Here is a 9350-nt window from a genome sequence, read left to right on the forward strand (position 1 = left end):
GCCGAAGGCCAATTCATGACCATGACTGATCCGATCGCAGACATGCTTACGCGTCTGCGGAACGCGAACTCGGCGTACCACGACTCCGTGACGATGCCGGCGTCCAAGATCAAGTCTCACATCGCGGAGATCCTCCAGCAGGAGGGCTTCATCACGGGCTGGAAGGTCGAGGACGCCGAGGTCGGCAAGAACCTCGTCCTCGAGCTGAAGTTCGGCCCGAACCGTGAGCGCTCCATCGCGGGCATCAAGCGGATCTCCAAGCCCGGTCTCCGGGTGTACGCGAAGTCCACCAACCTGCCGAAGGTGCTGGGCGGCCTCGGCGTGGCGATCATCTCCACGTCGCACGGGCTCCTCACCGACAAGCAGGCCGGCAAGAAGGGCGTGGGTGGGGAAGTCCTCGCCTACGTCTGGTAGCGGAAGGGAACGGAGGAAACAGCTATGTCGCGTATTGGCAAGCTCCCCATCACGGTTCCCGCCGGCGTGGACGTCACCATCGACGGCCGTACGGTCGCGGTCAAGGGCCCCAAGGGTTCGCTGACCCACACCGTCGTCGCGCCGATCGACATCGCCAAGGGTGAGGACGGCGTTCTGAACGTCACCCGCCCCAACGACGAGCGTCAGAGCAAGGCCCTGCACGGCCTGTCCCGCACGCTGGTGGCGAACATGATCACCGGCGTGACCCAGGGTTACGTGAAGAAGCTCGAGATCAGCGGTGTCGGTTACCGCGTCATCGCCAAGGGTTCGAACCTGGAGTTCTCCCTCGGCTACAGCCACCCGATCACGGTCGAGGCCCCCGAGGGCATCACCTTCAAGGTGGAGTCCCCGACCCGTTTCTCGGTCGAGGGCATCGACAAGCAGAAGGTCGGCGAGGTTGCGGCCAACATCCGCAAGCTGCGCAAGCCCGACCCGTACAAGGCCAAGGGCGTCAAGTACGAGGGCGAAGTCATCCGCCGCAAGGTCGGAAAGGCGGGTAAGTAAGCCATGGCATACGGACAGAAGATCCTCAAGGGCGACGCCTACAAGCGCGCCGCGATCAAGCGCCGCCACATCCGGATTCGCAAGAATCTCTCGGGTACGGCGGAGCGTCCCCGTCTGGTCGTTACTCGCTCGAACCGCCACATCGTGGCCCAGGTGATCGACGACATCAAGGGTCACACCCTTGCGTCGGCGTCCACCCTGGACACCTCGATCCGCGGCGGCGAGGCCGACAAGTCGGCGCAGGCCAAGCAGGTCGGCGCCCTGGTCGCCGAGCGCGCCAAGGCCGCCGGTGTCGAGGCCGTCGTGTTCGACCGTGGTGGCAACCAGTACGCCGGGCGCATCGCCGCTCTGGCGGACGCCGCCCGCGAAGCCGGACTGAAGTTCTGAGCCGGTTCCGTAGCTAGCGGAAAAAGAGAGAGGTAATTCCAATGGCTGGACCCCAGCGCCGCGGAAGCGGTGCCGGTGGCGGCGAGCGGCGGGACCGGAAGGGCCGTGACGGCGGCGCAGCTGCCGCCGAGAAGACCGCTTACGTCGAGCGCGTCGTCGCGATCAACCGCGTCGCCAAGGTTGTGAAGGGTGGTCGTCGCTTCAGCTTCACCGCGCTGGTCGTGGTGGGCGACGGTGACGGCACCGTGGGTGTCGGATACGGCAAGGCCAAGGAGGTGCCGGCCGCCATCGCCAAGGGTGTTGAGGAGGCCAAGAAGCACTTCTTCAAGGTCCCCCGCATCCAGGGCACCATCCCGCACCCCATCCAGGGTGAGAAGGCTGCCGGCGTCGTGCTGCTCAAGCCCGCGTCCCCGGGTACCGGTGTTATCGCCGGTGGTCCGGTGCGTGCCGTGCTCGAGTGCGCCGGTATCCACGACGTGCTGTCGAAGTCGCTCGGCTCCGACAACGCCATCAACATCGTGCACGCGACCGTGGAGGCCCTGAAGGGCCTGCAGCGTCCCGAGGAGATCGCGGCCCGCCGTGGTCTGCCCCTCGAGGACGTCGCTCCCGCGGCTCTTCTCCGTGCGCGTGCCGGGGCGGGTGCGTAATCATGGCGCAGCTCAAGATTACGCAGGTCAAGTCCTACATCGGCAGCAAGCAGAACCACCGTGACACCCTGCGTTCCCTTGGTCTCAAGGGCATCAACACGCAGGTCGTCAAGGAGGACCGCCCCGAGTTCCGCGGCATGGTGCACACCGTCCGCCACCTCGTGACGGTCGAGGAGGTCGACTGATCATGGCGGAGAACAACCCGCTCAAGATCCACAACCTCCGTCCCGCCCCCGGCGCCAAGACCGCGAAGACCCGTGTCGGTCGTGGTGAGGCGTCGAAGGGTAAGACGGCCGGTCGTGGTACCAAGGGTACGAAGGCCCGTTACCAGGTTCCGGAGCGCTTCGAGGGTGGCCAGATGCCCCTCCACATGCGTCTTCCGAAGCTGAAGGGCTTCAAGAACCCGTTCAAGACCGAGTTCCAGGTCGTGAACCTCGACAAGCTGGCCGCGCTGTACCCCGAGGGTGGCGAAGTCACCGTCGAGGGCCTCGTGGCCAAGGGTGCCGTTCGCAAGAACAGCCTCGTCAAGGTCCTCGGCCAGGGCGAGATCTCCGTGGCGCTCCAGGTGACGGTCGACGCCGTCTCCGGTTCCGCCAAGGAGAAGATCACCGCCGCCGGCGGTACCGTCACCGAGCTCGTCTGAGCCATTCAGGCGTCTCGATGACCTGAACGATCCCGACCGGGGATACCCCACAAAAGGGGTATCCCCGGTTGGTCGTTCCAAGGGCAGTGGTCCCGCCGGTAAGGTGGCCTGCGCTGCCCTCTTTCACGGGTGCCACACATGGGGCACCCTGAGCGGCAGTTGACCGTTATCCCTTAGTCGTCAGTCGAACCTCAAGACCGTCACCCTTGACGCAGAAGCGCGGGGGTCGCAGGAGGCACCGTGCTCACCGCGTTCGCCCGGGCGTTCAAGACGCCCGACCTGCGCAAGAAGCTGCTCTTCACGCTCGGCATCATCGTGGTGTACCGGCTCGGTACCCACATCCCGATCCCCGGCGTCGACTACAAGAGCGTCCAGGAGTGTGTGGACCAGGCGTCCGGCAACCAGGGCCTCTTCGGTCTGGTCAATATGTTCAGCGGTGGCGCCCTGCTGCAGATCACGGTCTTCGCGCTCGGCATCATGCCGTACATCACGGCGAGCATCATTCTGCAGCTGCTGACCGTGGTGATCCCGCGCCTGGAGGCCCTGAAGAAGGAGGGCCAGGCGGGTACGGCGAAGATCACGCAGTACACCCGCTACCTGACCATGGCGCTCGCCATCCTTCAGGGCACCGGCCTGGTGGCCACCGCCCGCAGTGGCGCCCTGTTCTCCGGCTGCACCGTCGCCGGCCAGATCGTGCCGGACCGCTCGATCTTCAGCACCGTCGTCATGGTGGTCTGCATGACCGCCGGTACGGCCGTCGTGATGTGGCTCGGTGAGCTCGTCACCGACCGCGGCATCGGCAACGGCATGTCGATCCTGATGTTCATCTCGATCGCCGCGACCTTCCCGTCCGCGCTGTGGGCCATCAAGAAGCAGGGCGACCTGGCGGGCGGCTGGATCGAGTTCGGCACGGTCATCCTGGTCGGCCTGGTGATGGTCGGTCTCGTGGTCTTCGTGGAGCAGGCCCAGCGCCGCATTCCGGTCCAGTACGCGAAGCGCATGATCGGCCGCCGTTCCTACGGCGGCACGTCGACGTACATCCCGCTCAAGGTGAACCAGGCGGGTGTGATCCCCGTCATCTTCGCCTCGTCGCTGCTCTACATCCCGGCGCTGATCGTCCAGTTCTCCAACTCGCAGGCGGGCTGGGCCACCTGGATCACGAAGAACCTCGCGGACACTGCGGCCACGCCGCACATCATCCTGTACTTCTTCCTGATCGTGTTCTTCGCCTTCTTCTACGTGGCTATCTCGTTCAACCCCGAGGAAGTCGCCGACAACATGAAGAAGTATGGTGGCTTCATCCCGGGCATCCGGGCTGGCCGACCGACCGCTGAGTATCTGAGCTACGTACTCAACCGGATCACCTGGCCGGGTTCGCTGTACCTGGGTCTGATCGCTCTCGTCCCGACAATGGCGTTGGCTGGTTTCGGGGCAAACCAGAACTTCCCGTTCGGCGGCACCAGCATCCTGATCATCGTGGGTGTCGGTCTCGAGACGGTGAAGCAGATCGAGAGCCAGCTCCAGCAGCGCAATTACGAAGGGTTCCTCCGCTGATGCGAATCGTCCTCGTCGGGCCGCCGGGTGCCGGAAAGGGAACGCAGGCCACCCGCCTTGCCGAGACGCTGCACATTCCGCACATCTCCACGGGCGACCTGTTCCGCGCGAACATCAGCCGGCAGACCGAGCTGGGCAAGCTCGCCAAGTCCTACATGGACGCCGGCAACCTCGTACCGGACGAGGTCACCATCGCCATGGCGAAGGACCGGATGGAGCAGCCCGACGCCGAGGGCGGCTTCCTGCTCGACGGTTTCCCGCGCAACGTCTCGCAGGCCGAGGCGCTGGACGAGCTCCTCGAGACCGAGAACATGAAGCTCGACGCGGTGCTGGACCTCGAGGCCCCTGAGGACGAGGTCGTGAAGCGGATCGCCGGCCGGCGTGTCTGCCGCAACGACTCGGCGCACGTCTTCCACGTGACGTACACGCCGCCTAAGAAGGAAGGCGTCTGCGACGTCTGCGGCGGCGAGCTGTACCAGCGGGACGACGACTCCGAGGAGACGGTCCGCAAGCGGCTGGAGGTCTACCACACGCAGACCGAGCCGATCATCGACTACTACAAGGCGCAGGGTCTGGTCGTGACGATCTCCGCGATGGGTCCGGTGAGCGAGGTCACCGGGCGGGCGCTGGAGGCGTTGAAGCGGGACAAGTAGTTCGCGTGTTGCTTGGTCACAGCCGCGGTTTCCCTTCAGGGGCCGCGGCTGTGGCGTGGGTGGGGGTGGGTCGCGCGGCCCGGCGCGAGCGGGGTGCCGTCGCGCCCACCCGTGCCGCCCAGCGGCACGCCTGCCCGCGACTGGGTGGGGCCGTATCGTTGAGTCAGTCCGCTTTCCCTCGGTCCAGAAAGGCCGCAGTCCATATGGTGCAGATCAAGAGCCCCGAGCAGATCGCCAAGATGCGTGAGGCGGGGTTGGTCGTCGCCGCCATCCACGCGGCCACGCGCGAGGCCGCCGTGCCCGGTGCCACGACCAAGGACCTGGACCAGGTCGCCCGCAAGGTGCTCGCGGAGCACAACGCCAAGCCGAACTTCCTCGGCTACGGCGGGTTCCCGGCGACGATCTGCACGTCCGTGAACGAGGTCGTCGTCCACGGCATCCCGTCCGACGACGTCGTCCTCAAGGACGGGGACGTCATCTCCATCGACTGCGGCGCGATCATCGACGGCTGGCACGGTGACGCCGCCTACACGGCCTTCGTCGGCTCCGGTCACGCCCCGGAGCTGGTCGAGCTCTCCCGGGTGACCGAGGAGTCGATGTGGGCCGGCATCGCGGCGATGAAGCAGGGCAACCGGCTCGTCGACATCTCGCGGGCCGTCGAGACGTACATCCGCCGCCAGCCCAAGCCCGGCGGCGGCAAGTACGGGATCATCGAGGACTACGGCGGCCACGGCATCGGCACCGAGATGCACATGGACCCGCACCTGCTGAACTACGTCGACCGGCGCCGCGGCAAGGGCCCGAAGCTGGTGCCCGGCTTCTGCCTGGCCATCGAGCCGATGGTGTCCCTCGGCACCCCGAAGACCGAGGTCCTCCAGGACGAGTGGACGGTCATCACGACCGACGGCACGTGGTCGTCCCACTGGGAGCACTCGGTCGCCTTGACGGAACAGGGCCCCCTGGTCCTGACTGCCCCCGATGGGGGCAAGGCGAAGCTGGCCGAGCTGGGGATTGCCGCGGCGCCCGATCCGTTGGCATGACGATCTCCTCCCCGGGGCAGGCTTCCTCGTTTCGTCTTTTCGGGGGTGCTGACGTAGACTGACTCGTCGGCTCTCGTGCACCCGTATGCCTGCTTCTGCTCGCAGGGTGTGACGGAGTCGATCAAGGTAGTCGATTCGAAGGGCGAAGCGTGGCCAAGAAGCAAGGTGCCATCGAGATCGAGGGCACTGTCGTCGAGTCTCTTCCGAACGCCATGTTCAAGGTCGAGCTCCAGAACGGCCACCAGGTCCTGGCACACATCAGCGGCAAGATGCGTATGCACTACATCCGCATCCTCCCTGACGACCGGGTCGTGGTGGAGCTGTCTCCGTACGACCTGACGCGTGGCCGGATCGTCTACCGGTACAAGTAGATCTTGCCCACGTCCCGCGGCACTCGCCGCGGGTCCGCCGGCAACTGACCCGGAGAACCTCACCCCATGAAGGTCAAGCCGAGCGTCAAGAAGATCTGCGACAAGTGCAGGGTGATCCGCCGTCACGGTCGGGTCATGGTCATCTGCGACAACCCGCGCCACAAGCAGCGCCAGGGCTGACGCACGACCGTTCCCTCCGCGATTCGCATGACTTCGCGCGACGCGAGCTGAACATGTTCATACGCAGGACCCGGGCGCCCAGGTGCCCGACACCCCCGGTTCGGAGGCCGGGGACCCGGTTCGTACCTGATACGGCGACCGGGGACCGGTTCTGTGGAAGACCTCCGACAACCAACTGGAGCCATTGAATGGCACGCGTTTCCGGTGTTGACATCCCGCGCGAAAAGCGCGTGGAGATCGCCCTCACCTACGTGTTCGGCATCGGCCGGACCCTCTCGCAGCAGACGCTCGCTGCCACCGGCGTGGACCCGAACACCCGTGTTCGCGACCTCTCCGAGGAGCAGCTCGTCGCGATCCGCGAGTACGTCGACAACAACATCAAGACCGAGGGTGACCTCCGTCGCGAGGTCCAGGCCGACATCCGCCGCAAGGTCGAGATCGGTACCTACCAGGGTCTCCGTCACCGTCGCGGTCTGCCCGTCCGCGGTCAGCGCACCAGCACCAACGCCCGCACCCGCAAGGGCCCGCGTCGCGCCATCGCCGGTAAGAAGAAGCCGGGCAAGAAGTAGTCCGCAGCGGACTCGCCGTCCAGCGGTCTTCGCTGTAGGACCGACCACCTCCCGTAGGAGAACGACATGCCCCCCAAGGGACGTCAGGGCGCTGCCAAGAAGGTGCGCCGCAAGGAAAAGAAGAACGTCGCTCACGGCCACGCGCACATCAAGAGCACGTTCAACAACACCATCGTTTCGATCACGGACCCGTCCGGCAACGTGATCTCCTGGGCCTCCGCCGGCCACGTCGGCTTCAAGGGCTCCCGGAAGTCCACGCCGTTCGCCGCGCAGATGGCCGCCGAGTCGGCTGCCCGCCGCGCTCAGGAGCACGGCATGCGCAAGGTCGACGTGTTCGTCAAGGGCCCGGGCTCGGGTCGCGAGACCGCCATCCGTTCGCTTCAGGCGACCGGTCTTGAGGTGGGCTCCATCCAGGACGTCACGCCCACCCCGCACAACGGCTGCCGTCCGCCGAAGCGCCGCCGCGTCTGACCTCACGGTCGTCGAGGCATCGCTTCACAGGGATTTCCGGGCGGTACGGCTCTTTCGGGTCGTGCCGCCCGTACCCTTGCAGTACTAGTCGGGCGTCAAATAGCGGGCGCCCCTGACTGAAGGATCACCACATGCTGATCGCTCAGCGTCCCTCGTTGACCGAAGAGGTCGTCGACGAGTTCCGCTCCCGGTTCGTCATCGAGCCGCTGGAGCCGGGCTTCGGCTACACCCTCGGCAACTCCCTCCGCCGCACCCTCCTCTCGTCGATCCCCGGCGCTGCTGTCACCAGCATCCGCATCGACGGTGTCCTGCACGAGTTCACCACCGTGCCGGGCGTCAAGGAGGACGTCACCGACCTCATCCTCAACATCAAGCAGCTGGTCGTCTCCTCGGAGCACGACGAGCCGGTCGTGATGTACCTGCGCAAGCAGGGCCCGGGTCTGGTCACCGCCGCCGACATCGCGCCCCCGGCCGGTGTCGAGGTGCACAACCCCGACCTCGTCCTCGCCACGCTCAACGGCAAGGGCAAGCTGGAGATGGAGCTGACCGTCGAGCGCGGTCGCGGCTACGTCTCCGCCGTGCAGAACAAGCAGGTCGGTCAGGAGATCGGGCGCATCCCGGTCGACTCGATCTACTCGCCGGTTCTCAAGGTCACGTACAAGGTCGAGGCCACGCGTGTCGAGCAGCGCACCGACTTCGACAAGCTGATCGTCGACGTCGAGACGAAGCAGGCCATGCGGCCGCGCGACGCCATGGCGTCCGCCGGTAAGACCCTGGTCGAGCTGTTCGGTCTCGCCCGCGAGCTGAACATCGACGCCGAGGGCATCGACATGGGTCCGTCCCCGACGGACGCTGCGCTGGCGGCCGACCTGGCGCTGCCGATCGAGGAGCTTGAGCTCACCGTTCGGTCGTACAACTGCCTCAAGCGTGAGGGCATCCACTCTGTGGGTGAGCTGGTTGCTCGCTCCGAGGCCGACCTGCTCGACATCCGTAACTTCGGTGCGAAGTCGATCGACGAGGTCAAGGCGAAGCTGGCCGGCATGGGCCTCGCGCTCAAGGACAGCCCGCCCGGATTCGACCCGACCGCTGCGGCGGACGCGTTCGGTGCCGATGACGATGCTGACGCCGGTTTCGTGGAGACCGAGCAGTACTGATTCGGCTGCCGGTCCGTTGGGGCTGGTCGCGCAGTTCCCCGCGCCCCTTCGGGGCGCGGATCCTCCGGGGCGTTTGAAAGAGCGCCCCGGATCTCCGACAGGCGACCGCCTGCTCGGATACTGACTTCGGTACCTGATACGGCCGGGGCAGACACCTAGGAGAAACACCATGCCGAAGCCCACCAAGGGTGCCCGTCTGGGCGGCAGCGCCGCGCACGAGAAGCTGCTCCTCGCGAACCTCGCGAAGAGCCTCTTCGAGCACGGCCGCATCACCACGACCGAGGCGAAGGCGCGCAAGCTGCGTCCGTACGCCGAGCGTCTGGTCACCAAGGCGAAGAAGGGCGACCTTCACAACCGCCGTCAGGTGCTCCAGGTCATCACGGACAAGAGCATCGTCCACACGCTCTTCACCGAGATCGGCCCCCGGTACGAGAACCGTCCCGGTGGCTACACCCGGATCACCAAGATCGGCAACCGCCGTGGCGACAACGCGCCCATGGCCGTCATCGAGCTGGTCGAGGCGCTGACCGTGGCGCAGCAGGCCACCGGTGAGGCCGAGGCCGCGACGAAGCGTGCCGCGAAGGACGCCGAGGCGACCGAGGCTCCCGCCGAGGAGTCGAAGGACGCGTAAGCGTTCTGCCGGGGGCTGTGCGTCGGCGGCTGCGGCTTCGTCGTGGCTGGTCGCGCAGTTCCCCGCGCCCCT

The 9350-nt window shown here is 66.3% G+C and carries 15 protein-coding genes; all 15 read left to right on the forward strand.

Annotated elements, in window-relative coordinates:
- Positions 1-15: 15 nt before the first annotated feature.
- Positions 16-414 (forward strand): 30S ribosomal protein S8, encoded by a 399-nt coding sequence (rpsH, locus tag GTW67_RS01780; RefSeq protein ID WP_007384075.1) that lies wholly within the window; start codon positions 16-18, stop codon positions 412-414.
- A 24-nt stretch (positions 415-438) separates the two neighbouring features.
- Positions 439-978: a 50S ribosomal protein L6 gene (gene rplF, locus GTW67_RS01785; protein WP_161163022.1), complete on the forward strand. Its 540-nt coding sequence runs from the start codon at positions 439-441 to the stop codon at positions 976-978.
- Positions 979-981: 3 nt separating this feature from the next.
- Complete coding sequence (gene rplR, locus GTW67_RS01790) at positions 982-1365, forward strand: 50S ribosomal protein L18 (RefSeq protein WP_003974252.1); 384 nt, start codon at positions 982-984, stop codon at positions 1363-1365.
- A gap of 41 nt (positions 1366-1406) precedes the next feature.
- On the forward strand, positions 1407-2012 hold the full coding sequence (rpsE, locus tag GTW67_RS01795; RefSeq protein ID WP_019753099.1) for a 30S ribosomal protein S5: 606 nt from the start codon (positions 1407-1409) through the stop codon (positions 2010-2012).
- A gap of 2 nt (positions 2013-2014) precedes the next feature.
- Entirely contained in the window at positions 2015-2197 is a 183-nt protein-coding gene (rpmD, locus tag GTW67_RS01800) for a 50S ribosomal protein L30 (protein ID WP_003974250.1), read from the forward strand.
- A 2-nt stretch (positions 2198-2199) separates the two neighbouring features.
- Positions 2200-2655, forward strand: coding sequence for a 50S ribosomal protein L15 (gene rplO, locus GTW67_RS01805; protein ID WP_003974249.1), 456 nt, complete (start codon positions 2200-2202; stop codon positions 2653-2655).
- Between the two features lie 240 nt (positions 2656-2895).
- Positions 2896-4209, forward strand: a complete 1314-nt coding sequence (gene secY / locus GTW67_RS01810) for a preprotein translocase subunit SecY (protein WP_161163023.1) — start codon at positions 2896-2898, stop codon at positions 4207-4209.
- Positions 4209-4862: an adenylate kinase gene (locus GTW67_RS01815; protein WP_161163024.1), complete on the forward strand. Its 654-nt coding sequence runs from the start codon at positions 4209-4211 to the stop codon at positions 4860-4862. The genes secY and GTW67_RS01815 overlap by 1 nt, the downstream gene beginning before the upstream one ends.
- Before the next feature lie 203 nt (positions 4863-5065).
- The gene (gene map, locus GTW67_RS01820; protein WP_161163025.1) at positions 5066-5902 is read left to right on the forward strand and encodes a type I methionyl aminopeptidase; all 837 of its coding nucleotides are present in this window, start codon (positions 5066-5068) and stop codon (positions 5900-5902) included.
- Positions 5903-6051: 149 nt separating this feature from the next.
- Positions 6052-6273, forward strand: coding sequence for a translation initiation factor IF-1 (gene infA / locus GTW67_RS01825; RefSeq protein WP_003948620.1), 222 nt, complete (start codon positions 6052-6054; stop codon positions 6271-6273).
- 66 nt (positions 6274-6339) lie between these two features.
- Positions 6340-6453 carry a 50S ribosomal protein L36 gene (rpmJ, locus tag GTW67_RS01830; RefSeq protein WP_003974245.1) on the forward strand — a complete coding sequence of 38 codons (114 nt, stop codon included), beginning with the start codon at positions 6340-6342 and terminating at the stop codon, positions 6451-6453.
- A gap of 188 nt (positions 6454-6641) precedes the next feature.
- Positions 6642-7022, forward strand: a complete 381-nt coding sequence (gene rpsM, locus GTW67_RS01835) for a 30S ribosomal protein S13 (RefSeq protein ID WP_003974244.1) — start codon at positions 6642-6644, stop codon at positions 7020-7022.
- A 66-nt stretch (positions 7023-7088) separates the two neighbouring features.
- Positions 7089-7493 (forward strand): 30S ribosomal protein S11, encoded by a 405-nt coding sequence (gene rpsK / locus GTW67_RS01840; RefSeq protein ID WP_003956432.1) that lies wholly within the window; start codon positions 7089-7091, stop codon positions 7491-7493.
- Positions 7494-7624: 131 nt separating this feature from the next.
- Positions 7625-8647, forward strand: coding sequence for a DNA-directed RNA polymerase subunit alpha (locus GTW67_RS01845; RefSeq protein WP_003966937.1), 1023 nt, complete (start codon positions 7625-7627; stop codon positions 8645-8647).
- Positions 8648-8816: 169 nt separating this feature from the next.
- Complete coding sequence (gene rplQ, locus GTW67_RS01850; protein WP_161163026.1) at positions 8817-9278, forward strand: 50S ribosomal protein L17; 462 nt, start codon at positions 8817-8819, stop codon at positions 9276-9278.
- Positions 9279-9350: the final 72 nt, after the last annotated feature.

The organism is Streptomyces sp. SID5910 (assembly GCF_009862125.1).
Lineage (GTDB): Bacteria > Actinomycetota > Actinomycetes > Streptomycetales > Streptomycetaceae > Streptomyces.

Coding starts and splice junctions, on each gene's coding strand:
- map (WP_161163025.1), top strand. CDS start 5,066: ATGGTGCAGATCAAGAGCCCCGAGCAGATCGCCAAGATGCGTGAGGCG.
- rpsH (WP_007384075.1), top strand. CDS start 16: ATGACCATGACTGATCCGATCGCAGACATGCTTACGCGTCTGCGGAAC.
- rpsE (WP_019753099.1), top strand. CDS start 1,407: ATGGCTGGACCCCAGCGCCGCGGAAGCGGTGCCGGTGGCGGCGAGCGG.
- rpsK (WP_003956432.1), top strand. CDS start 7,089: ATGCCCCCCAAGGGACGTCAGGGCGCTGCCAAGAAGGTGCGCCGCAAG.
- GTW67_RS01815 (WP_161163024.1), top strand. CDS start 4,209: ATGCGAATCGTCCTCGTCGGGCCGCCGGGTGCCGGAAAGGGAACGCAG.
- rpmD (WP_003974250.1), top strand. CDS start 2,015: ATGGCGCAGCTCAAGATTACGCAGGTCAAGTCCTACATCGGCAGCAAG.
- GTW67_RS01845 (WP_003966937.1), top strand. CDS start 7,625: ATGCTGATCGCTCAGCGTCCCTCGTTGACCGAAGAGGTCGTCGACGAG.
- rplQ (WP_161163026.1), top strand. CDS start 8,817: ATGCCGAAGCCCACCAAGGGTGCCCGTCTGGGCGGCAGCGCCGCGCAC.
- rplR (WP_003974252.1), top strand. CDS start 982: ATGGCATACGGACAGAAGATCCTCAAGGGCGACGCCTACAAGCGCGCC.
- rplO (WP_003974249.1), top strand. CDS start 2,200: ATGGCGGAGAACAACCCGCTCAAGATCCACAACCTCCGTCCCGCCCCC.
- rplF (WP_161163022.1), top strand. CDS start 439: ATGTCGCGTATTGGCAAGCTCCCCATCACGGTTCCCGCCGGCGTGGAC.
- rpmJ (WP_003974245.1), top strand. CDS start 6,340: ATGAAGGTCAAGCCGAGCGTCAAGAAGATCTGCGACAAGTGCAGGGTG.
- rpsM (WP_003974244.1), top strand. CDS start 6,642: ATGGCACGCGTTTCCGGTGTTGACATCCCGCGCGAAAAGCGCGTGGAG.